At 47.5% G+C, this 23,747-nt stretch carries 22 protein-coding genes; 11 read left to right on the top strand and 11 right to left on the bottom strand.

Annotated features, from left to right (window positions below; all coding sequences use genetic code 11):
- Window positions 1–11: 11 nt before the first annotated feature.
- From ACX9GV_RS18230 to glmS, 3 genes are all read left to right on the top strand, one after another.
- Window positions 12–431 carry a F0F1 ATP synthase subunit epsilon gene (locus ACX9GV_RS18230; RefSeq protein WP_023488961.1) on the top strand — a complete coding sequence of 140 codons (420 nt, stop codon included), beginning with the start codon at window positions 12–14 and terminating at the stop codon, window positions 429–431.
- 287 nt (window positions 432–718) lie between these two features.
- Entirely contained in the window at window positions 719–2,089 is a 1,371-nt protein-coding gene (glmU, locus tag ACX9GV_RS18225; protein ID WP_473196464.1) for a bifunctional UDP-N-acetylglucosamine diphosphorylase/glucosamine-1-phosphate N-acetyltransferase GlmU, read from the top strand.
- A 252-nt stretch (window positions 2,090–2,341) separates the two neighbouring features.
- Window positions 2,342–4,171 (top strand): glutamine--fructose-6-phosphate transaminase (isomerizing), encoded by a 1,830-nt coding sequence (glmS, locus tag ACX9GV_RS18220; RefSeq protein ID WP_473196463.1) that lies wholly within the window; start codon window positions 2,342–2,344, stop codon window positions 4,169–4,171.
- Between the two features lie 138 nt (window positions 4,172–4,309).
- Here the strand turns inward: glmS and ACX9GV_RS18215 are convergent, their stop codons facing one another.
- From ACX9GV_RS18215 to ACX9GV_RS18205, 3 genes are all read right to left on the bottom strand, one after another.
- On the bottom strand, window positions 4,310–5,167 hold the full coding sequence (locus tag ACX9GV_RS18215; RefSeq protein WP_473196462.1) for an MBL fold metallo-hydrolase: 858 nt from the start codon (window positions 5,165–5,167) through the stop codon (window positions 4,310–4,312).
- Between the two features lie 154 nt (window positions 5,168–5,321).
- Window positions 5,322–6,863, bottom strand: a complete 1,542-nt coding sequence (locus tag ACX9GV_RS18210; protein WP_473196461.1) for an MFS transporter — start codon at window positions 6,861–6,863, stop codon at window positions 5,322–5,324.
- Window positions 6,860–7,429 carry a PadR family transcriptional regulator gene (locus tag ACX9GV_RS18205; RefSeq protein ID WP_473196460.1) on the bottom strand — a complete coding sequence of 190 codons (570 nt, stop codon included), beginning with the start codon at window positions 7,427–7,429 and terminating at the stop codon, window positions 6,860–6,862. Before ACX9GV_RS18205 ends, ACX9GV_RS18210 begins: the two co-directional genes overlap by 4 nt.
- A 368-nt stretch (window positions 7,430–7,797) precedes the next feature.
- Between ACX9GV_RS18205 and ACX9GV_RS18200 the strand changes: the two genes are divergently transcribed.
- Window positions 7,798–8,100 (top strand): monooxygenase, encoded by a 303-nt coding sequence (locus tag ACX9GV_RS18200; protein WP_473196459.1) that lies wholly within the window; start codon window positions 7,798–7,800, stop codon window positions 8,098–8,100.
- A gap of 99 nt (window positions 8,101–8,199) precedes the next feature.
- Here the strand turns inward: ACX9GV_RS18200 and ACX9GV_RS18195 are convergent, their stop codons facing one another.
- The 8 genes from ACX9GV_RS18195 to ACX9GV_RS18160 all read right to left on the bottom strand — a co-directional run bounded on the left by ACX9GV_RS18195 (window position 8,200) and on the right by ACX9GV_RS18160 (window position 16,339).
- Window positions 8,200–9,522 (bottom strand): FKBP-type peptidyl-prolyl cis-trans isomerase N-terminal domain-containing protein, encoded by a 1,323-nt coding sequence (locus tag ACX9GV_RS18195; RefSeq protein ID WP_473196458.1) that lies wholly within the window; start codon window positions 9,520–9,522, stop codon window positions 8,200–8,202.
- Window positions 9,523–9,732: 210 nt separating this feature from the next.
- Complete coding sequence (locus ACX9GV_RS18190; protein ID WP_473196457.1) at window positions 9,733–10,140, bottom strand: hypothetical protein; 408 nt, start codon at window positions 10,138–10,140, stop codon at window positions 9,733–9,735.
- Entirely contained in the window at window positions 10,130–11,425 is a 1,296-nt protein-coding gene (locus ACX9GV_RS18185; RefSeq protein ID WP_473196456.1) for a phosphatase PAP2/dual specificity phosphatase family protein, read from the bottom strand. The genes ACX9GV_RS18190 and ACX9GV_RS18185 overlap by 11 nt, the downstream gene beginning before the upstream one ends.
- A 2-nt stretch (window positions 11,426–11,427) precedes the next feature.
- Window positions 11,428–13,182: a bifunctional alpha/beta hydrolase/class I SAM-dependent methyltransferase gene (locus ACX9GV_RS18180; protein ID WP_473198069.1), complete on the bottom strand. Its 1,755-nt coding sequence runs from the start codon at window positions 13,180–13,182 to the stop codon at window positions 11,428–11,430.
- Entirely contained in the window at window positions 13,175–13,816 is a 642-nt protein-coding gene (locus tag ACX9GV_RS18175) for a lysophospholipid acyltransferase family protein (RefSeq protein ID WP_023491146.1), read from the bottom strand. The genes ACX9GV_RS18180 and ACX9GV_RS18175 overlap by 8 nt, the downstream gene beginning before the upstream one ends.
- A gap of 4 nt (window positions 13,817–13,820) precedes the next feature.
- The gene (locus ACX9GV_RS18170) at window positions 13,821–14,735 is read right to left on the bottom strand and encodes a phosphatidate cytidylyltransferase (RefSeq protein ID WP_473196455.1); all 915 of its coding nucleotides are present in this window, start codon (window positions 14,733–14,735) and stop codon (window positions 13,821–13,823) included.
- A complete protein-coding gene (locus ACX9GV_RS18165; RefSeq protein WP_473196454.1) occupies window positions 14,735–15,337 on the bottom strand; it encodes a CDP-alcohol phosphatidyltransferase family protein in 603 nt (200 codons plus the stop codon). Before ACX9GV_RS18165 ends, ACX9GV_RS18170 begins: the two co-directional genes overlap by 1 nt.
- A 240-nt stretch (window positions 15,338–15,577) precedes the next feature.
- Entirely contained in the window at window positions 15,578–16,339 is a 762-nt protein-coding gene (locus tag ACX9GV_RS18160; protein ID WP_473196453.1) for an IS5 family transposase, read from the bottom strand.
- 351 nt (window positions 16,340–16,690) lie between these two features.
- Between ACX9GV_RS18160 and ACX9GV_RS18155 the strand changes: the two genes are divergently transcribed.
- The 7 genes from ACX9GV_RS18155 to phoU all read left to right on the top strand — a co-directional run bounded on the left by ACX9GV_RS18155 (window position 16,691) and on the right by phoU (window position 23,679).
- Complete coding sequence (locus ACX9GV_RS18155; RefSeq protein WP_473196452.1) at window positions 16,691–16,864, top strand: hypothetical protein; 174 nt, start codon at window positions 16,691–16,693, stop codon at window positions 16,862–16,864.
- Between the two features lie 200 nt (window positions 16,865–17,064).
- A complete protein-coding gene (dld, locus tag ACX9GV_RS18150; protein ID WP_037384866.1) occupies window positions 17,065–18,759 on the top strand; it encodes a D-lactate dehydrogenase in 1,695 nt (564 codons plus the stop codon).
- A gap of 367 nt (window positions 18,760–19,126) precedes the next feature.
- Complete coding sequence (gene pstS, locus ACX9GV_RS18145) at window positions 19,127–20,167, top strand: phosphate ABC transporter substrate-binding protein PstS (RefSeq protein WP_473196451.1); 1,041 nt, start codon at window positions 19,127–19,129, stop codon at window positions 20,165–20,167.
- A gap of 104 nt (window positions 20,168–20,271) precedes the next feature.
- Entirely contained in the window at window positions 20,272–21,228 is a 957-nt protein-coding gene (gene pstC, locus ACX9GV_RS18140; RefSeq protein WP_473196450.1) for a phosphate ABC transporter permease PstC, read from the top strand.
- 7 nt (window positions 21,229–21,235) lie between these two features.
- Window positions 21,236–22,111 carry a phosphate ABC transporter permease PstA gene (gene pstA, locus ACX9GV_RS18135; RefSeq protein WP_473196449.1) on the top strand — a complete coding sequence of 292 codons (876 nt, stop codon included), beginning with the start codon at window positions 21,236–21,238 and terminating at the stop codon, window positions 22,109–22,111.
- A 53-nt stretch (window positions 22,112–22,164) separates the two neighbouring features.
- Window positions 22,165–22,935, top strand: coding sequence for a phosphate ABC transporter ATP-binding protein PstB (gene pstB / locus ACX9GV_RS18130; RefSeq protein ID WP_473198068.1), 771 nt, complete (start codon window positions 22,165–22,167; stop codon window positions 22,933–22,935).
- Between the two features lie 12 nt (window positions 22,936–22,947).
- A complete protein-coding gene (phoU, locus tag ACX9GV_RS18125; protein WP_473196448.1) occupies window positions 22,948–23,679 on the top strand; it encodes a phosphate signaling complex protein PhoU in 732 nt (243 codons plus the stop codon).
- Window positions 23,680–23,747 lie beyond the last annotated feature (68 nt).

The raw sequence follows: 23,747 nt of genomic DNA, 5'->3' as shown, positions 1-23,747 counted from the left end.
AGGAGGTTGATATGGCTATGACTTACCATCTGGATGTGGTCAGTGCGGAAAGAGAGATGTTTTCCGGGCTGGTACAGAAAATCCAGGTGACTGGTAGCGAAGGTGAGCTGGGGATTTACCCTGGTCATGCGCCGCTGCTGACTGCCATCAAGCCTGGTATGGTGCGTATTGTTAAACAGTTCGGTGAAGAAGAGTTTATCTACTTATCTGGCGGTATCCTTGAGGTACAGCCAAGTATGGTCACCGTGCTGGTAGACACAGCCATCCGTGGATCGGATCTTGACGAAGCGAGAGCGCTGGAAGCTAAGCGTAGAGCTGAAGAGCACATCCGTACTTCTCATGGTGATGTCGACTATGCTCAGGCCTCCGCTGAACTGGCGAAAGCGATTGCAAAATTGCGTGTTATCGAGCTCACCAGAAAAGCGATGTAATGGTGTACACCACATCCAGAAATCAGAAAGCGGCCTTTATGGTCGCTTTTTTTTTGTATTAAAATAAGCGGCTCAATCAGGCTGATATTGCTATCTATCGCTACTTACAGAGGAATAAAAACGTCTCTGATCGCCGACAGTTTTTTCGTTGTAAAATAGGTTTGGTTTAATTAGCGTCAGGTCAGAGGCCTTCTGACAGCGTTCAGATTTTTGTAGAGAAATATGTAGTAATTCCGCCAGTAAACGGTTTTACTTTTGTCCATCGAAATGGAGTTATCAGGTTACTTATGTCTAACAGCGCAATGAGCGTGGTTATCCTTGCCGCAGGCAAAGGAACACGCATGTATTCTGACCTTCCCAAAGTATTACATCCGTTGGCGGGTAAACCTATGGTGCAGCATGTTATTGATGCTGCCATGAAGTTGGGCGCAAAAAACGTCCATCTGGTTTATGGCCACGGTGGTGAATTGCTGAAAAGCACCTTAAAAAACGATGCACTAAATTGGGTGTTACAAGCAGAACAGTTAGGAACTGGCCATGCCATGCAGCAAGCGGCACCGCATTTTGCTGATGATGAAGATGTGTTGATGTTGTATGGCGATGTACCGCTGATTGCAGTGGAAACTTTGACGCGCTTGTTGGCAGCCAAACCTCAAGGGGGGATTGGATTGCTGACCGTGAAGCTCGAGGATCCTAGCGGATATGGCCGTATCATGCGTGAAAATGGTGAAGTTGTTGGCATTGTTGAACATAAAGATGCCAGCGAACAACAACGTCAGATTAATGAAATTAACACCGGGATTCTGGTGGCTAGCGGTGGTGATCTTAAGCGCTGGTTGGGTATGTTGAATAACAACAATGCTCAGGGTGAGTTCTATATCACCGATATCATCGCCTTGGCGCACGCTGAGGGCAACAAAATTGAAGCGGTGCACCCAGCCCGCCTGAGTGAAGTAGAAGGGGTGAATAACCGTTTGCAATTGTCACAATTGGAACGTGTCTATCAAGCTGAGCAAGCGGAAAAACTGTTGCTGGCGGGTGTAATGCTGTTGGATCCCGCGCGTTTTGATCTACGTGGTGAGTTGGAGCATGGCCGTGATATTACCATTGATACCAATGTGATTATTGAAGGTAAGGTCAAACTGGGTAATCGGGTAAAAATTGGTAGCGGTTGTGTGCTGAAAAACTGTGTTATCGATGATGATTGTGAAATCAGCCCTTACAGTGTGTTGGAAGATGCTGAGCTTAAAGCGGCTTGCACGGTTGGCCCATTTGCTCGACTGCGCCCAGGTGCACAATTGGCTGAAGGTGCTCATGTTGGCAACTTTGTGGAAATAAAAAAAGCACGCTTGGGTAAAGGTTCTAAAGCGGGTCATTTGAGCTATTTGGGCGATGCCGAAATCGGTGATGATGTGAATATTGGCGCCGGAACTATTACCTGTAATTACGACGGGGCTAACAAGCATAAAACTATCATTGGTGATGGTGTCTTTGTCGGGTCGGATACTCAACTGGTTGCGCCGGTTTGTGTGGGTAAAAGAGCGACTATTGCTGCAGGTACTACGGTTACCGGTGATATCGCCGATGATGAACTGGTCCTCAGCCGTGTCAAACAGGTGCATATTCAAGGGTGGCAACGCCCGGTGAAGAAAAAGTAATTTACCATTATTTTTCTGGCTACCTCGCGCCTGAATGCCAACCTTATATTGTTAGCATTCAGGCGAGTGTGACTGAGTGGATAAATCAGTACCGATTAACCAGTGTGTTTTGTATTGGGCTCTTCTATAGAGGTCAGTACAAAACATAATAACCCCACCATCTACAGGCTCGGGGCGCACGGTAAAAAACCGGCAAAATCAGGTCAAGGCATCGCAAGTGCCCTGAAAGGCACTTAATCAGGAATACAAAATATGTGTGGAATTGTAGGTGCAGTAGCGCAGCGCGATATAGCAGAAATTCTGTTAGAAGGTTTACGTCGTTTGGAATACCGTGGATATGACTCTGCTGGCTTGGCGGTAGTGGATAGTGAAGGTCATGTCAGCCGTTTGCGTCGTGTCGGCAAAGTACAAAAACTGGCGGAAGCAGCAAAACAACATCCTCTGCATGGGGGAACCGGTATTGCTCACACCCGTTGGGCTACCCACGGTGAACCATCAGAAGCGAATGCGCATCCTCATGTATCAGATTACATCACCGTAGTGCATAACGGCATTATTGAAAACCACGAACCGTTGCGTGAATTATTGATTGAGCGTGGTTACCATTTCAGCTCTGAAACCGATACTGAAGTGATTACTCACTTGGTTCATTGGGAGCAGAAACTGGGTGGGACACTACGTGAAGTGGTTCAGCGGGTGATCCCACAGTTGCGTGGTGCTTATGGCATGGTGGTGATGGATAGCCGTGACCCCAGCGAGTTGATTGCTGCCCGTTCTGGTAGCCCATTGGTCATTGGCCTTGGTGTTGGCGAGAATTTTATTGCTTCCGACCAACTGGCATTGCTACCGGTAACCCGCCGTTTTATCTTCCTGGAAGAGGGAGATGTAGTGGCTGTGACTCGCCGTACTGTCACTATTTTTGATAAACAAGGTGATGAAATTAAGCGCCCGGAGATTGAATCTCAGGTGCAATACGATGCCGGTGACAAAGGCATATATCGTCACTACATGCAGAAAGAGATTTTTGAGCAGCCAATGGCATTGAAAAACACCCTGGAAGGGCGTTTTAGCCATGGGCAGATCAATCTGAGTGAATTAGGGCCAAAGAGTGATGAATTGCTGGCAAAAGTACAGCATGTACAGATTATTGCCTGTGGCACTTCTTATCATTCAGGTATGGTGGCACGTTATTGGTTCGAGTCGCTGGCCGGTGTCTCTTGCGATGTAGAGATCGCCTCCGAATTCCGCTACCGCAAATCTGCGGTGCGCCCAGGTAGCTTACTGATTACCCTGTCCCAATCCGGTGAAACCGCCGATACATTGGCGGCTCTACGCCTGTCTAAAGAACTAGGATATCTGGGTTCTTTGGCGGTGTGTAATGTGGCAGGTTCTTCTCTGGTTCGTGAATCCGATCTGGCGCTGATGACGAAAGCAGGCGTTGAAATAGGTGTGGCCTCCACCAAAGCCTTTACCACCCAGCTTGCGGTGTTGTTGATGCTGGTGGCGCGTATTGGCCATCTGAAGGGGATGCCAGAGAGCGTAGAGCATGAGATTGTGCATGGTTTGCAAGCGCTGCCTGCGCGTATAGAACAGATGCTGTCGCTGGATAAAAATATTGAGGCATTGGCAGAAGGTTTCTCTGACAAGAATCACGCCCTGTTTTTAGGCCGTGGTGATCAATACCCGATAGCCATGGAGGGTGCGCTTAAGCTGAAAGAGATCTCCTATATTCATGCGGAAGCCTATGCTGCAGGTGAACTGAAGCACGGTCCATTAGCGTTGATCGATGCAGATATGCCTGTGATTGTGGTGGCGCCAAACAATGAATTGCTGGAAAAACTCAAATCCAACATTGAAGAGGTCCGTGCGCGTGGCGGTCAGCTTTATGTGTTCGCCGATCAGGATGCGGGTTTTGTCAGTAGTGAAGGCATGACCATTATCCCATTGCCTCATGTTGAAGAAATTGTCGCACCAATCTTCTACACGGTTCCGCTACAACTGTTGTCCTATCATGTGGCATTGATTAAAGGTACAGATGTGGATCAGCCGCGCAACCTGGCGAAATCGGTGACTGTTGAGTAACCATTTCAGTTGCAGGATGACTATAAAGTTGTGAACTGAATAAATCCGGTTATGCCCTTAAAGGCAAACCGGATTTTTTTATGGTCAAGTCAACGTAGTTCACTGTCAGAAACAAACATCGTTTCACTTTTGCTGTCTTTAAGGTTTTTTATTTTTTTGTGTTTCAAGCGGGGCATATTCTACAGGTAACCAACGGTAACCATGGTCTGCTTTGCTCACATGTCCTATACCTGGGAAAGGTAAATGAGCACCAGCAATCCAGCGTTTATCATTGACTGCATCAACCAGCACTTTCTTGCGCGTCGTATTTGCTAGCATGCTGTCGTGGTCAAATACGATAGCAACGTCAGGTCGTGCCAATTGGACGGCATAGCTGTTAACAATATCCCCCCACACTAATAGACTTTCCCCCGCCGATTCCACTAAATAAGAGGTATGCCCAAGGGTATGTCCAGGTGTCAGCTCAGCCTTAATGCCAAGTGGGAGACTATTGTCACCAACCATAAATAAATGTAGGCGTTTTTGTGCTTGGTAAGGTGCCAAAGACTTGACTGCTAAAGTAAATGCCTCCTGTTCTGACTTATGTGCGCTAGCCGCCTGTTTAGGATCAAGCCAAAAATCAGCCTCAATCTTGTTAACATAGACTTGAGCGTTCTCAAATACCGGTTTTCCATCTGCATCAATCAAACCGCAAACATGGTCGGGGTGCAGATGGGTTAATAGTATGGTATCGATTTGGTTGAGTTTATAGCCCGCTGCACGAATGTTGGCTCTAAGCTTACCCAGGTTAGCGCTCAAGCAAGCACCAGCCCCTGTATCTATCAGTATCAAATTTTTATTGGTACGAACCAGAAAACTGTTAATTGCAGTATTGGTGGTAAAGTTACTCTCCAGTAGTGCCTTTATATCTTTCTGACTGGCACCGGATAATAATTCGGGACTCAAGTGGGATTGCCCGTCATAAATAGCTGTCACGGTAAAATCGCCAATGGCCATATGATAAAATCCAGGGGCTTGTGTCGCTTGCACTGGGGGTAGTTGTGCTATAGCCGGTATAGCAAGAACTGCCAATATCAGGGAGCAGAACCAGTACGTTAGAGTACGAGATATAGGCATTATAAAACTCCGTCATAAAAGTAAAAAAGTAACCTTAAGTGTTTACACTGAGATCAACTTTATTGGGTAATGTGAACACTAGGAAGAAGGCAATCAGTGCGAGCACGGCTCCTACTGAGATAGCCATTGCCGCACTGTTGCCAAAACCGAGAGCTATGTCGTTTTGGGTTGAGGTTGCGATAGCAGCTTGAATAGCGTCGGCTCCCTGACCTGCATATCGTTGCTTTATCTCACTGATTTGTTCCGTGGTTAATGGGGATATCGATAACGTTCCAAAAAAGACACTTCCCACGACGGCAATTCCAGTCGCGCTGCCGAGTCGTTGTACCGTACCGATAACAGCCGCCGCCGCACCCGCTTCGCTGCGCTCAACAGTGGCAACAATAAATTGGGAATTTGCCGCAATAAACAGACCACAACCAATACCAGCTACAAATAAAGGGGTAGCAATGGTCCATATTGTTAGTTCTGTTGCTGGAATTGTTGTTAGCAGCAACCAGAGTATGGTTAGCCCGATGGCGAGCAGGCCGGTGCCCATGGAGAGCGAGGTTCGTCCATAACGCTCTGCTAGCTTGTGGCTGTATGAGGCACCCAAAATGTCTCCAATAGCAAAGGGTAATGAAATAAAACCGGCTGCTAGAGCACTATGACCAAGCCCTGATTGCCAAAAGATGGATAGCGTAAAGAAGATACTGGTGAATGCAGCGAAATAAACCAGCGCTAAAATAGTTCCTCCAGTGAAGGAGCGACGTGTGAACAAATGGGGTGGAACGAGTGGATCGCCATTTTTCCGCTCAACCCTGAGCTCCCAAAATGCAAACATCACGAGAAGGATGACGCCGCCGAACAGTGATAGATAGGACCAAACTGGCCAGGGTTTGTCTTGCCCTTCAATGAGAGGAACCAGAATGGCCACCAGGCTTACCGTGATAAGTAAAAGCCCCACCCCGTCAATACTGCCTGATGTTCTGCTGCGTTCTACACTTGTTGGCAGCAACATCACGGCCCCGAACAATGCGGCGGCACCTAATGGTAAATTAACCCAGAAAACCAGACGCCAACCATCAGCTTCGCCGAAGACTTGAATCAGAATACCACCGACAAGGGGCCCGAGTGCGGTTGATACGCCCATGACTGCCCCCATAATTGCGAAGGCTTTGCCACGTTTATAACCTGTAAACAGTAATTGAATGAATGCAATGACAGCAGGAAAAAATATCCCCCCCGCAAGACCCTGAATAATTCTGGCTACAATCAGTTGACCGCTGTTTTGCGCAATACCACAAGCGAAGCTCGCGATAGTGAAGAGAGCAAGCCCGCTACAGAAAACCCATTTATGTCCGAAGCGATCACCAAGACGGCCTGCTGGGATCAACGCTAACCCGTAAGCCAGAGCGTAGCCGGAGATAATCCATGACAATGCTGCGTCTGATGTATTCAGGTTCATTTTGATGCTCGGCAGAGCAATATTGACAATCGTGGTATCCAGCAGGGCCATGAACATACCAATAAGCAAGATTGCCAGCGCCTGCCAGGCACGTTTAGGCGCAATGAGTGAGATGGAACTGGTGGTCATAATGTATTGTTCCTTCGAGACCGTTCATCTTCAATAATGTTGGGAAGAGCAGCCAAAAGACCTTCATGCCAGTCAATTTCAGCGCGAAGTCGAAACGTATGGTGATCAACCATCCAAGCTTCGGCGACACTGATGTCATCACGAATTCTGTCGAGCTTAGCGACGTGGGCGTTAAGTCTGGCTCGTAGTAACAGAAGTCGTTCTTGAATGATGGCTGGCAACTCATCAAGCTGATCTGAATAAAACCGGGCAAACGCAAGATCGAAGGGATCTGGCTTGAGCACCACTTTGCTCAACCCCTGGATCCCAAGGACGCGTAGTGCCTTACGTCCAGACTCACTGAGTCGAAAAACCTGCCTTTCGGGATAGTTACCAACTTTCTCCACGCGCTCTTCGATGATCAGCTTTTCTGCCGCCAAACGTTTGAGCGCACCATAGATCGCACCTGCGGCGAAATCGGCCCACTGTTCGATATGTTCGTCTTCTGCAAGACGAACTAAAGCATGCCCGTGCATCGGACCTTGCTTAGCGAGGGAACCTAAGATGAATATTCTAATAGATGACATATGACTACTCTCGCATAACTAGTCTTGAGTGTAAATGATTTGATCGGTAAGTATCTTATCGCCAATTAGCATGATTACGTCACAACGACAGTTTTCATTCATTGCCTCGATGTTGAGAGCTACGAACTCGACAAAATTTCCATTGATTGCTGTGTCGAACCCCATCTCCAGGGGATACGCTGGTTTTAGCCATGTCACTTTTCTAGAAAGGAAAAGGAAGACGTTGGGCATCTCTACTATAAAGTTGTGAACTGAATAAATCCGGTTATGCCTTTAAAGGCAAACCGGATTTTTTATGATTAAGCTCAAGTGATGTTTATCAGAACGCATTATTCTTCACTGATAATGCAATGAAAAAGGAGTTTTTTATGAGCTACATACTGCAAGTTGATTTTCCCTACCATGGCCCTTGGGGGCAGGAAATGGCGCAAGCGATGGAGGGGTTAGCCCACTCTATTGCCGAAGAACCGGGGTTGATTTGGAAGATCTGGACTGAAAACCAGGCCACCCAGGAAGCGGGTGGCATCTACTTGTTCGCCAATATTTCCAGTGCTGAGGCCTATCTGGCGATGCATAGCGAGCGGCTTCGCAATTTTGGTATTCCTCAGGTTAATGGAAAGATATTTGCCATTAATCAAGCTTTGTCGCAGATCGATCGTGCCCCAATTTGAGTAAGAGCTACGTTAACTTGAAGATCAAAACGTAGGGATTGCAGAGAATCTGGTACTCGCTAACCCCAGCAGTTCGAATAACTGCTGGGGGATAAATAGCTATTGCGGTTTATTTACATCAATAACAGAAATAGTGTAGATAACCACAAACTCAGGTTTTTTAGATCCATCCGGAACTTTTATCGCTGAAGGTGGGATCGCGACCTGAATCTCTCCCCCTTTACGAATAAGTTTCACGCTATCACGCAGCAGTGGCGGTATATTATCTACTTTAAATACTTGGTACGAGTTATCAACTTTAGGGCCATCAACCACAGTGCCATCAATCAAGGTACCTTTAAAACTTAACTCAACAACATCGGTACTTTGCAGTGCTGGACCGCTCCCTTTATTGATTATCAAGTAAAGCAACCCTTGTTTGTTTTTCTTGACCCCTTCACGCTGTGCAAATTGCTCCATCCAGGCTTTATCTGTAGCAATTCTTTTATTATTTTTATCTTCTGTTAAGACGTTTATCTGCTCGTCAAGAATGAGTAACGTGTCGCGTACCTCTTTCTCGCTCATTTTGTCCTGCTTGTTGAAGGCATCAGCGACACCCGCTAGTATAATATTTTTATCAAGCGTTATATGGAGTTCTTTTTGTTGAGCAATTTGCGCTTCAATATAGTGCCCTAATGCGATACCACTGGCATAAGCACGTTTTTGCTCTTCGCTACCTAATTTAAATTCTTTTACTCCTGTTGGCGTAGTAGTCACAGCCTCTTTTTTTTCTGCTGTCGCAATATCATCAGACACGGATGTACTTTCTGCTGTTGCTGAACTTACGTCAGTTGAAGCTGTTTCACCCGGTTGTATCTCTTTTTTATCCAACTCTTTTGGTGGTTCAGTTATGGATGGAAAGGCGGATGATGGCGTTGCCGCAGGCGCTACATCGGGTGTTTTGGTGTCTTCTGTTGTTTCTGCTGTCGTTGTTTCGGTTGGAACAGCTACTGTCTCTTTTTGTTGTGGCGTAGTTATATTTTCTGGTGAAGTTATATTTTTCGGTGTAGTGATATTTTCTGGCGTGGTCGTACTTTCTGGTGTCGCCGCATTCACATTAGTTGAAGTCGCCAGGTTCTCTTTTACCTCTTGTTTTGTCTCTTTTTCATCTGTCTCTTTTTCATTCGACATTTTAGGCTGTTCAGTTAGGCTTGGGCCTGTTGACGTGGGGGTGGCTGCGGGTTCAGCCTCTGCTGCTTTAGTGTTGTTTGTTGTTTGTGCAGAGGGAGCTCCGTCTGTCGATGCTGGCAGCGTTGCTGATGGTACTGAGGGTGGTGTTTGTACTGTGGTTGCCGGATCTTCTGCGTTGGCGGTGAGTACATAACCTGACATAATCAGCGAACTCGCAAACAGCACCTTTTGGGTCGTGAGACGAAAAGACATAGGAATACCTTTGGCTTGTCTAAATGAGTAATGATTAACAGAATAGCGGGTGAAGATTTTTTATAAAAGCACCGGGTAAAAATTAATCTTTGTTATCACAGAGAAACGTTAGGCAACAGCCGATTATTTAAGGCCTGTAGTTGTCTGTTGTTGCCTATGGTTAATAGATTCACCCAGCAATGCTTACAGGGTTCACTACTTAGCCAACGTTCAGTAGAGAATCAAAGCGAACAACCAGAGAACCCACAATAACGCCGTGATTAACATGGTGCGCTTGAGTTGGCATAACGCACCATGTTGACGTTGCGGGAATGTCAGTTGGGTTAACCGTTGCCGTTGCCAAATCAATGCCAGCGCTTTCCCGGCTTGTTGATTCTGCGCCTCGTTGAACTGTGTTAAATAACCGACATCCAACCATAGGCGCCAGCAGCCATAAATACATACACTACTCAGCAACGCCACCCCTGCCCGCATCAAGCCGGGTGATGCAGCAAAAATAACCCATAGTAATGGTGGTACCACCATCAACAGCAAAAAACGCCAGCTCAGCAGAGTTCGTTCAAGCAACACGGTGGTTAGTTGTTCGGTTGCTGTTATTTCCTGATGTTCATTCGCCATGGTTCATTCGCCATTGTTCTAACAGCTCCAGATGTTGAGCGTTGAAGACTACCTGCGGCCGCTTCTGCCGAATATAGGCGACGGCTTCCATTACCGTGAGTGACGGTTGTTTATAGAGTAGCCAGGCGGCTGCCACTAAAGCACTGCGTGACAAGCCTAATGCACAATGGATAAGCACGCTACCTTGTGTACGCTGCAACTGTTCCAGCATGAGAACCGCCTCACGGAGTTGGCTCGCTTGCGGGTTGACCAAATCCAACATCGGTACACAATAATAGGCTACTCCGGTTATGTTGCGCGCTCGGGGAAACTCACTGGTAACATCCAACACTGCCCGTTGTAATGGCTGGCTACGGGGGTAAGAGCCCAGGAACACCTCATCCGTGAGTGGACTAACCGCAGGCAAACTGCGGGTGTAATAGCGTAGAGAAATAAACATCCCCAACCGCCAGGGCATCAGTAACCAGTAGGCGGCAGGGGTGAGTTTTCCTTGTTCATTTTTTTGCAACACGGTGACGCCAAACCCGGCATATCCCAGCGTGACAATCATCAACGCTATGGCTGGCCACCACAGCCACGGCAGATAAAAACTTGCTGCTATGGCTATGAGTGAACCGAACAAATAGCGTCTGGTTAATTTCCAGCGGCGGCTGTCTGGGCGCTGCCAACGCCATTGCCCCTGTTCTGGTACCAGCCAGTCAATCACCATACCCGCGATCAACCCAGTGATAACGTCGATAAAATGGTGCTGCCAAGTCGTCACAACGGAGAGTGCGATAAGCAGAAACCATGCGGTAAAAATCCGGTGCCCGTGGCCGTCAAGGTGGCGGCTGAAGTGGCGCCAGAGTAACCAGCAAAAAATAATATGCAGAGAAGGTGATTGATTATAGGGTAAATCAAATTGCTCCAATTGTTCGAACAACCAACCGGCAGCACCAGAAATTGGCGGTCTGGTGAAGGAAAATTTCAGCGGAAAGAGTAAAAAACCGATACAGGCCACCAGAGGGGCTAATGCTAACCGGCAGACCAAGCGTCGCTGTTCGCTGAGTGTTGTACAGATAAATAGCGACAACCCGTAGAATATATCAAGGCTCCAATAGGGAATTATGGTCAGCGGAATAAAGGGAATATGCTTCTCCCAGGCAAACACCAGGCTGCCCACATCACTCCTGCCAGCGGTAAACTGGTTTACCTGACCATAGGTGAGGAAAAAAAGAGGGGCCAGCAACAGCAGCCAGCCTATCCCGTGAATAATAATATTACGGCGAGTTACAGAACTGCTCATGCTTAGCGACGCACCGCCAGTGAAACAGTAAAAATCCCCCACTGATCAATTAACTGGGCACATTTATCAAAACCGGCTTCTTGCACCAAGGCATCCATTTCCCCTTGGGTACGTACACGCATTACCCACGCCTTACCATCTTTATGGCTGGTGAGGGACCAGGCGATGGTTTTTAACTGCGGATGCCACGGTTGCCCGGTGTAGATCAATATCCCCCCGGGTTCAATGGCCTCAGCCAACCCAGCTAACGAATTACGTACCAGTGTATTTTCAGGAAATAGCTCGTAAAGCCCAGAAACGATACCCAGCGTTGGGCGTGGCGTTAATGCAGCCAGTTCATCGCGGTTAAAAGCGTCACCACGTTCAAAATGGGCCTTATCTTCCATGCCGCGTAAAGCGATCATTTCCTGCCCTTTCTCGACATTCAGTTCGCTGTAATCACGCAGGAGAATATGACTGACGAGGGGTTCACTCGCCAACGCATCCAACACATAGCGACCATGCCCGGCGGCAACATCCACTACACGCACTGGCGTCCCTTGTGTGGCCAACTGCGCGACTGCTTGTTGGATAAGTTGCTGCAGATGAAGTTTACGCTGACGGATCCCTTGCCAACCAATGCTATTGAGGTAGTTCTTATCGATTTGCCGACCTAGCCAGTTACTTCCTTGTGGTTGGTTACGATAGACATAATCCAGGGTGCTACCGGAATCAAAACCAGTCTCAAACCCTAACTTCACGCCAGTTGACTGGGTACCCAGCATTTTCATGCCATAACGCATTGCGCGATAAGCCACATCATCGAGAGAATAGGGAACCGGGCCGCCACTGAGCATTCGCCAAGTATCAGCACTTGGGCTCCAGCGGTCTTCATTACTGTAATCGAAGCGTTGCGGTGGCAAGGTGTACAGGGTGTCGATAAAACTGCGCATTTTGTCGAATGCGATGTGGCGATCCCGCTCACCGAGCGTGTCATGATAAAAACCAGGGAGGATGTGCAATTCTTTTAATTGGCTGCGTAACCCCTGGTAGAAATCCAATTGTGGCTTGCGGTGGACAACATGGTCATTGCCGGAAATCAGTAACTGTACTGGTAGGGTAATTGCAGCGGCGTCGCGTACCACGCGTTCCGCAGTACGGTAGAGATCAAGCAATATATTGACGGCGATTGGCTGGGTAACTAAAGGATCATGATCAAAGCTGGCTACCCGCTCGGGGTCGTGTGTCAGGTATTTGCCTTTGACGTAAGAGTTGACGAAAAACAACCCGCGCAAACGGTGCAAAAGTGCCAGCCCGCTACGTGCAAACGGTACATACAACTTAACCTTAAACGCAGGTGATGCCAGCACCAAGCCGCGAATGGCTGGCGCATAGTCGTGTACCCAGGTCGCAGCCAGTACCGCCCCAACGCTTTGTGCTACCACGGTAATATTCTCCAGGGGCACATTATTTTCGGCAGCAACAAAGCGAACAAATTCATCCATATCCTGTACTGAGCGGGTCAGCGATGGGCTGTAACCGCGTTGACCTGGCGAACGCCCATGTCCCCGTGCATCCCAAGCATAGAATGCGCTATCCGGCATGGCTAATTCATCAACAATGTGTTGCATACGCCCAGAGTGCTCATGGCCACGATGGAACAAAACGATGATTTTATTTATTTCACCGTTTTCCTGAGCCGGCCAGTGGCGATAAAACAGTTCAGTCTGGTCGCTGGTCAGAAAACACTTCTCGTCTGGCGTACGGGTATTAATCATGGGATTCATTTCCTTGAGTCTCCTGCCGGAGTTGTAATAAACGCTGTAATAGCGCTTCCTTAAACTGGCTCTTATCCGGGTGAGAGTACAGTGGCTCACCTACATTGACATCAATAAACAACGGCAAAGGAATGCGGTTGCCTTTTGCCATAACCTGTTCTGTCCCTTTCAGCCAGATGGGGATAATCGGTACCTCCGGCAGGCTTTGGCTAAGATGCCACAGCCCTGATTTTAGTGGTGCCAATTTTCCTGGTTCACCACGGCTACCTTCAGGAAACAGGATCAGAATCTTATTGTCGCGTAATGCTTGTTCGCAAAGCGCCAGTGGATTGGTTTCCCCTCCTTGGCGCGAGACCGGGATAATATTGAGAATATTAAGCGTAAACCATGCCAACCAGCGGTTACGCAGAAAATAGTCTGCAGCGGCCACCGGGTGGACATTGTGTTGTTGATGAATTGAGAACAGTGATAACAGCGTAAACGCATCCATATGGCTGTTATGATTTGCCACGATAATCGCCGGCCCTTGTTTGGGCAGTCGTTGTGGGTGTTTTACTCGCAGCCCAAGCCATAACCAAATTACCGGCCAGACGATACAGAGTGAAAATAGTGTTTTGAGAAGTTTTTTCACCATAATGTCAGTAATAGAAGTAACGAATAAAGTGGAAGAAAACCGGAGCGGTGAAGATCAGGGAGTCCAAGCGGTCAAGAATACCGCCATGGCCAGGGAGCAGTGTTCCGCTATCTTTTACACCGATATCGCGTTTGATTGCTGACATCACAATATCACCGCAGAACCCCGTTACACCAATAATTAACCCGGCCAGCAGCGCCATATTCCAGCTTAACGGGGTGAGTAGCGGGCCAAGCAGTGCTGCCGCCAGTGTGGTGCTGGCGATGCCACCGAGCAAGCCAGCCAGGGTTTTATTTGGGCTGACTTTCGGTGTGACTTTAATCCGCCCCAGAGATTTGCCCCACAGATACTGTGTAATGTCGTTAAATTCTGTCAGACCAACCAGAAATAGCACCAAAAGGGCCCCTGTTTGTTGGCCATTGGCAGGGAGAACCAGCAAAAATGCCACATGACTGAAGGCAAAGACCGTAGTCATCAGGCCCCAGTGTAACTGCGACACACTGCTTAGAAAGCTATGCGTATCGCCAGAAATCACCATGCGAGCGGGAAGGAATAAAAAGACATAGACCGGAATAAACACAATGAACATGCCATACCAGTTAGCGCCAATCAGCCAATAGTTGATAGGAATGGCGATAAACATCCACAATATGGGCATCCGGTCAGAATATCGGGAGGGAATCAGGGTCAAATATTCCTTCAACGCTATAAAACTGACCAGCGCGAAAAAAGTCAATGCCAGCCAGTGGGGGCTGATCATCGCCAGGGAAAACAAGATGATAATGACCCACCAGGTACGGATGCGCAGCGTTAATTCACGCCAGTTTTTCTCTGGGCGCAACCAGACCAACAGCCCATTAATGAGGGTAGCGATCAGTAACAGGGCAAAAATGACTGCCAGCGATTTTTCCAGCAACATTATTGCGGCTCCTCTACCAAGGCGCTACGGCAGCGATTGATGACCGTCCAGACCAGTAATAACGTTGCTATGCCCCACACCAGATTGTTCCAGCTAACCAGTTGCGGCCAGATAGCCAGCACCAAACCCCAGGAACCAAACATCAACGCCCGGTCACTTTTACCCAGTGGCCCAGCATAGTTACGTGTCCCGTTAATGGTTTGTACCAGAATTCCACAAAATTCGGTTAACACCATGATGAATAACATCACCAGTACCAGCGGTGCGTTACTGTTTGCGAGAAAGATAAAAGGCAGATATAAGGCAACATCAGAAAGGACATCACCGATTTCATTCAGTATCGCCCCGAGGCGGCTTTTCTGGTTGCACTCCCGGGCTAACATGCCATCCAGTGCATTGAGCGCCATACGGATAAATAACGCAATCGGAAGCAGATAAAACAGACCAGGTTGCGGAAATAGCATCAGTATTCCGCCAACCAGAAATGAGAGCACCATCGCGGCCAGTGTGACCTGGTTGGCTGTTACATGATGTTTTTCCAGCCAATACATTATTGGACGTAACAAGGCCTGAAAAGCAGGCTTAATCCTATAGAGTGTCATTATCATTCCCTGGTATTGATACCCTTCATACTACTTGGGTGTTGGCTATAGTTACACGCCTCATTCAGGAGGCTTGTGCCCGTATCAGGGCAACTGAAAACAGCGTTCAAGTCTGCTTCAGGCGGACTTGAACGCACCAGTCACATAGTTATCTATCACATGGTTATCTATACTCTTTTTATCTTAAAACAGGGGAAATATGTAGTTAATTAGGGCTTGTTGATCTTTGCTGTTCATCATTCAGCCAACCCACATTGGCAGCCACATGAGGCAACAAGCCAAAGCTACTGTACTTGCGTAATTTCGGGCTAACTTATCGTATCTTGTGGCTACTGAGCGGTAATGCTTTAACCTGGCAAAGGCATTCTCTACAAGGTGGCGATATTTGTACAAACACCAGTCAATATCGCCATTCCCAATCTTTGAGTTCCGTTTGCGGGGTATGGTCGGTATTCCCCTTTTCTGCCGAACCTGCTCACGGATTTTCTCACTGTCATACCCCCGATCTGCAATAACATGCTCTGCATCTGGCAACCTATCAAGTAATTCCGGAGCAGCTTTACTGTCATGAACTTCACCGCCCGTGACAATGAAATCTATCGGTAAGCCACAACTATCAACAGCCATATGGATTTTCGTCGTGTTGCCACCACGGCTTTTTCCTATAGACTCTTTGCCCTCAGAGCAAGCGCCTGTCGCATGTTGATGGGCTTTAACAATGCTACCTTCTATAAATTCCCATTCTAAATCAGCCAATTGCCTAAGCTCGACAAAGAGTTGCATAAGAATGCCTTTCTTTGACCACAAGTTAAACCGCCGGTAGATGGCACTCCAATGTCCAAAAGCGGCTGGAACATCACGCCAAGGGCAGCCAACCCGCATTTGATACAAAATCCCTTCTAAAGTATTTCTATGTTCTGGCTTGTCATAGACGCGACCCGTTCTCAGCATTAAGCGGATTAGCTTTGACCAGTATTCATCTGTTAATATCGTTCTTGGCATGTTGGGCTGTTGTGGTTAGTTTTTGGCGAAAGTAATTATACCAGTCCTTCATGCCGCCTAATAATCCACCACGAAAGATCAACAGCCCCTAGTTTTGGCACAGTTTATGTGTTTGTTTGCTCCTTGGGTTTAAAGCCCGTTCCCCGACTGATAGCTGATCAATTGAGCAACGCATTTGAACCCTGAACAGTTGTCCTGTCCGACCTCATTTCGTATAAGCAATGGGGTAATAATGAGTCTGCCAAATCCACTCTGTGTGGGAATTGATGTGTCTATATCCAAGTTCAATGAAGTTGCAGGTAGGAGGCAAACGAGAGAATCCCGATGATCTTACATGGGTAAGTGATTCGGGTGAACGAGTGTAGTCAACACCGCTGCAGCTTCATTGGCGACGGGTATAAAGCCACGCTGGATGTTGCCATCGGTATGGAGATTTCCCTGTTTACTGTCGGTAACAACCTTGATGGTTTCGATGGCATTATGCTGGGGATGATATCGCTTACCGCCTACAATCAATTCGCATGATTTTGGGTATATTTATCATCAAACCAAAATTAATGCTCCAACGCCGAACACCTCACCACTGAGTAATTTGCATGACGCTACGACTCATTAATAATTTTTACCATTTGTTGTTTGTTGTCAGACAACGTAACTTAGACTGGCTTGCTTACATTAATGCAACAAACACTTAAATTTCTATGAACAGGAAGAGGAGTGACATGATGTCATACACAAATCAGGAGTTTATCAATCAGCTAAAAAATATTGTCGGTAGTTCTCAACTGCTCACCAGTGAAAACAGTACCGCTCGTTATCGCAGAGGATTCCGCACCGGCGAGGGCAAAGCTCTGGCAGTGGTATTTCCCAGCGGTTTGTTGCAACTCTGGCAGATTTTACAATTATGTGTTGCTGCCGATACAGTTGTGATTATGCAGGCAGCAAATACCGGCCTGACTGGCGGCTCAACACCGTTTGGCGATGATTATGATCGTGAAGTGGTGGTTATTAATACGCTGCGGCTCGACCATCTGCATCTATTGGATCATGGTAAGCAGGTTGTCTGCTTCCCTGGAAGTACACTTGCCGGGTTGGAAAAAAAACTCAAGCCTTACGATCGCGAACCTCATTCTGTGATCGGGTCTTCATGCATCGGTGCTTCGGTGGTGGGTGGTATCTGTAACAGTTCAGGAGGTTCGTTAGTAAAACGTGGCCCAGCCTATACTGAAATGGCGTTGTACGCCAAGTTAGGCGCTGATGGTCAACTGCAGTTAGTCAATGAGTTAGGGATTAAACTAGGCAATACGCCGGAAGAAATCCTTACTCGATTAGAACAACAGAATTACCAACCAGAAGATATAGAGTATGGCACGCTAAGAGCGTCAGACAATGAATATGTTAGTCGGGTACGTGATGTTGATGCAGATACGCCTTCTCGTTTTAATGCAGACAAACGCCGTTTATATGGCGCCTCTGGTTGTGCTGGCAAACTGGCGGTATTTGCTGTGCGCTTAGATACTTTCGCCAAAGAGGGTATTGAACAGGTGTTCTATATCGGCACCAACAATACGGCGGTGTTCACCGAATTGCGGCGCCATATACTCAGTAAATTTGAAAACCTGCCAGTAGCGGGTGAGTATATGCACCGCGACATTTTTGATGTTGCTGAGCGTTATGGCAAAGATACATTTATGATGATAGATAAGTTTGGCACCGAACAGATGCCTCGTTTCTTTACCCTGAAAGGGCGTATGGATACCTATCTGAATAAAGTGCCATTTCTGCCCCGTAATCTTGTCGACCGCATGATGCAGAAAATAAGTGGTTTATCCCCCAACCATTTGCCAATAAGCCTAAAAGAGTACCGCGAACGCTTCGAACATCATCTTATGCTCAAAATGTCAGGCCCAGGGGTAGCAGAAGCACAGAATTATCTACAGCATTACTTTACCCAGGCTGACGGTGACTTCTTTGTTTGCACCGAAGAAGAAGGCAAAAAAGCATTTTTGCATCGCTTTGCTGCAGCGGGGGCTGCCGTGCGCTACCAGGCGGTGCATGCCGATCAGGTACAGGAGATTTTGGCGCTGGATATCGCGTTACGTCGCAACGATTCCGAATGGTTTGAAACCTTGCCACCAGAGATCGACAACAAGCTCCTTAAGAAACTATATTGCGGCCACTTTATGTGTCACGTTTTTCATAATGATTACCTGGTGAAAAAAGGAGTAGACAGCAAGGCATTAAAAGAAGAAATGTTGGCGCTCATTGACCAAAGAGGTGCGGAGTATCCTGCCGAGCACAATGTCGGGCATATGTATCAGGCCAAAGCCGATTTGCAAGTATTTTACCAAGAAGCCGATCCGACCAACAGTTTTAACCCTGGTATTGGTAAAACCAGTAAACAGAAATATTGGGGATAAAAACAAGATACTGTTCCATTACAGGAAAAGGGTTAAGTAGCAATGAATTGATTTTTAAGCAGTTCAAGGATGAACTGCTCTACTGGGAATATTCCTGGTGGCCAGACGACATGACTGCAGCTTGAATATCGACGTGTACAGAACTTGAGTGAGGATCGGTAGGGTTTTACTCAGCCGATATTTTGCATGATGATTTTTAATGCATTGAAAATAAAACAAAAAATAATAAACCCAACCACTGTCATATAACTGTAATATTTTATACATTTTACTGTCATGAAACTGTCCTATTTTCCTTCAATCAGCAATACTTAATTTGACTGAAACAGCCCGAAGTCGATTTTTAAATATCCCATTAGGAGGGATCATGAAACTGATGCGTACCACCGTCGCCAGCATTGTCGCAGCGACTATCTCCCTGGTCTCTGTATCTGCATTCGCTGCTGCGAGCTTGACCGGTGCAGGTGCGACATTCCCCGCTCCGGTTTATGCCAAGTGGGCAGATTCTTATCAGAAAGAGACTGGCAATAAAGTTAACTATCAGGGGATTGGTTCCTCTGGTGGTGTGAAGCAAATTATTGCTAACACCGTTGACTTTGGTGCTTCCGATGCTCCCCTGTCTGACGACAAACTGGCTGCCGATGGCCTGTTTCAGTTCCCAACCGTGATTGGCGGTGTGGTGATGGCGGTCAATATCCCTGGCATCAAATCCGGTGAGCTGACTCTCGATGGTCAAACCCTGGGTGATATCTATTTGGGCAATATCAAAAAATGGAATGACCCAGCGATCACCAAACTGAACCCAGGCGTTAAGTTGCCAGATCAGAATATCGCCGTGGTACGCCGTGCGGACGGTTCTGGTACTTCTTTCGTCTTTACCAGCTATCTGTCTAAGGCAAATGCTCAGTGGAAAGAGAAAGTGGGTACCGGTTCAACGGTTAAGTGGCCAACCGGTTTAGGTGGTAAGGGTAATGACGGTATTGCTGCATTTGTCCAACGTTTACCTGGTTCTATCGGTTATGTAGAATACGCTTATGCCAAACAGAATAATCTGGCCTACACTAAATTAATCTCTGCTGATGGTGAGCCAGTGAGCCCAACCAAAGAGAGCTTTAGCGCTGCAGCCAAAGGGGCCGACTGGAGTAAAACCTTCGCACAGGACTTGACCAACCAAAAAGGTAATAATGCTTGGCCAATTACTTCCACTACCTTTATTCTGCTGCACAAAGAGCAGAAGAAACCAGAGCAAGGTACAGAAGTACTGAAGTTCTTTGATTGGGCCTATAACCAGGGTGCTAAACAGGCTCTTGAACTGGATTACGCTATACTGCCAGATGAGGTAGTTGAGCAAGTCCGTGCAGCTTGGAAGACCAATATCAAAGACAGTTCTGGTAAAGCATTGTTCTAAAAATATATTATTCTAAAAACACAAGAGGTGTGGTATACACCTTGCCTGATGTGTCGGGGCTCAGTAAGCTGAGCCCTTTAAGCTTTATAACAGAAGAGTAATCTATGGCTGGGCCTAAACCGACCATTAAAGCACCGAGTAAAAACGGTGACATTATCTTCAGCGCGCTGGTTAGACTGGCCGCGCTGATTACCTTATTGCTGCTGGGCGGCATTATTGTTTCGCTGATTATTGCCTCCTGGCCAAGTATGCAGGCGTTTGGTTTCGCTTTTCTGTGGACCAAAGAGTGGGATGCACCCGCTGAGCAGTTTGGTGCCTTAGTCCCTATTTACGGGACGTTAGTCACCTCGCTGATTGCCTTGATCATTGCGGTCCCGGTCAGTTTTGGTATTGCGCTGTTCCTGACGGAACTGGCTCCTAATTGGCTTAAGCGCCCGTTAGGTATCGCCATTGAACTGTTGGCGGCGATCCCAAGTATTGTTTACGGTATGTGGGGCCTGTTCGTGTTTGCTCCACTGTTCGCCCAATATTTCCAGACTCCGGTGGGCAATGTCCTTTCTGGTATTCCGATTGTTGGTGAATTATTTTCTGGCCCGGCTTTCGGTATCGGTATTCTGGCTGCCGGGGTGATCCTGGCTATTATGATTATTCCTTACATTGCCGCAGTTATGCGTGATGTATTCGAACAAACCCCGGTAATGATGAAAGAGTCCGCCTACGGTATTGGTTGTACTACCTGGGAAGTGATTTGGCGTATTGTATTGCCGTTTACTAAAAATGGGGTGATTGGCGGTATTATGCTGGGTCTGGGGCGAGCTTTGGGGGAAACCATGGCGGTCACCTTCATTATCGGTAACACCTACCAACTCGACAGTTTCTCACTGTTTATGCCTGGCAACAGTATTACCTCAGCATTGGCCAATGAATTCGCTGAAGCGGAGTCGGGGCTGCACACCTCAGCATTAATGCAACTGGGGCTGATCCTGTTTGTTATCACTTTTATCGTCCTTGCGCTGTCAAAACTGATGGTTATGCGCTTGGCTAAAAATGAGGGGCGTTAAAGTGACCATGTTGGATTCTGTAGAACTGGCGGAAAGCCGCCGTAAAATGCAGGCTTGGCGCCGCCAGAAAAACCGCATTGCACTGTTCTTGTCACTGGCGACGATGGCCTTTGGTCTGTTCTGGTTGGTGTGGATTCTGTTTTCTACCATTACCAAGGGCATCGATGGTATGTCGCTGGCGTTATTCACCGAAATGACGCCACCACCCAATACGGCGGGCGGCGGTTTGGCTAACGCCATTGCCGGTAGTGGTTTGCTGATTCTGTGGGCGACCATCTTCGGTACACCGTTGGGCATCATGGCAGGCGTTTATCTGGCGGAATATGGCCGTAAATCCTGGTTGGCTGAGGTGATCCGCTTTATTAACGATATTTTGCTGTCTGCGCCGTCAATCGTGGTGGGGTTGTTTGTTTACACCGTGGTGGTGGCTAAAATGGAGCACTTCTCTGGATGGGCGGGGATTATTGCCTTGGCTTTGCTGCAGATCCCGATTGTGATCCGCACCACCGAGAACATGCTCAAGCTGGTGCCCGATACGCTGCGTGAGGCTGCGCACGCACTGGGAACACCCAAATGGCGTATTATTTCTGCCATTACCTTGAAAGCTTCTATCTCCGGTATCATTACCGGTGTATTACTGGCGATAGCACGTATTGCAGGTGAAACAGCGCCATTGCTGTTTACCTCGCTGTCAAATCAGTTCTGGAATACCGACCTGATGCAGCCGATTGCCAACCTGCCAGTGACCATCTTCAAGTTTGCCATGAGCCCGTTTGCCGAATGGCAGCAATTGGCTTGGGCAGGCGTATTGTTGATCACCCTGTGCGTACTGTTACTGAATATCCTGGCGCGTGTGATTTTTGCCAAGAAAAAGCATTCATAAAAATTTAAGCGCCGTTGGTTCGGCGCGGTGAAAAGAGAGAAGTCTTGATGAGTATGGTTACTGACGCTCCCAGCAGCAAAATTCAGGTACGCGATCTGAACTTTTACTATGGCAAATTCCATGCGCTGAAAAACATCACCCTGGATATTGCCGAGAATAAGGTAACGGCTTTTATCGGCCCATCGGGTTGCGGTAAATCAACGTTGTTACGTACTTTCAACAAGATGTATCAGCTATATCCAGAGCAACGTGCTGAAGGCGATATTATATTGGATGGGCAAAATATTCTGACGGATAACCAGGATATCGCCTTACTGCGTGCCAAGGTGGGCATGGTGTTTCAAAAGCCAACACCGTTCCCGATGTCGATTTATGACAATATTGCTTTCGGTGTACGTCTGTTTGAAAAGCTGTCCCGTGCAGATATGGATGAGCGTGTTCAGTGGGCGCTGACCAAGGCGGCACTGTGGAATGAAACCAAGGATAAGTTGCACCAGAGCGGTTATAGCTTGTCTGGTGGTCAACAGCAGCGTTTGTGTATTGCGCGTGGTATTGCCATTCGGCCAGAAGTGTTATTGCTGGATGAGCCGTGTTCGGCACTTGACCCTATTTCAACTGGTAAAATTGAAGAGTTAATCAGTGAACTGAAGTCTGAGTATACCGTGGTTATTGTGACCCATAATATGCAGCAGGCGGCACGTTGTTCTGACTCCACCGCATTTATGTATCTGGGGGAGTTGATCGAGTTCAGTGATACTGACACCTTGTTTACTGCACCGCAGAAAAAGCAGACTGAAGATTACATTACTGGCCGTTATGGTTGATAAGGGTGCATCATGGACAATCTGAATTTAAACAAACATATTTCTGGCCAGTTCAACGCAGAGCTTGAGTATATCCGCACCCAGGTGTTGACGATGGGTGGGCTGGTGGAACAGCAACTGAGTGATGCCATCACGGCGATGCATAACCAGGATGGTGAGCTGGCTAAACGGGTGATCGAGGGTGATGCCAAGGTCAATATGATGGAAGTGGCCATTGATGAAGCCTGTGTGCGTATCATTGCCAAGCGCCAGCCGACCGCCAGCGATTTACGCCTGGTGATGGCGATTATCAAGACCATTTCTGAACTGGAACGTATCGGTGACGTCGCAGATAAAATCTGCCGTACGGCACTGGAAAAATTTTCTCACCAGCATCAACCGCTGTTGGTCAGCCTGGAGTCTTTGGGGCGCCATACCGTTCAGATGTTGCATGATGTGCTGGATGCCTTTGCGCGTATGGATCTGGATGAAGCGATCCGTATTTACCGTGAAGACAAGAAGGTCGATCAGGAGTATGAGGGTATCGTGCGTCAGTTGATGACCTACATGATGGAAGATTCGCGCACCATTCCTAGTGTATTGACGGCGTTATTTTGTGCCCGTTCTATCGAACGTATTGGTGATCGTTGCCAGAACATTTGTGAATTTATTTTCTATTTCGTCAAGGGCCAGGATTTCCGCCATATCGGTGGGGATGCTCTGGACAAATTACTGGCAGAAGGTAAAGACGAGAAAAAAGAGTAATTTTATTAAAAATTACGGTTAATGGCGCTGGAAACAGCGCCTTTCTTTTGTTTACAAAATTCACAACA

Source organism: Serratia sp. 25CWL12, assembly GCF_055790885.1.
This window is presented reverse-complemented; position numbering and strand designations above follow the sequence as displayed.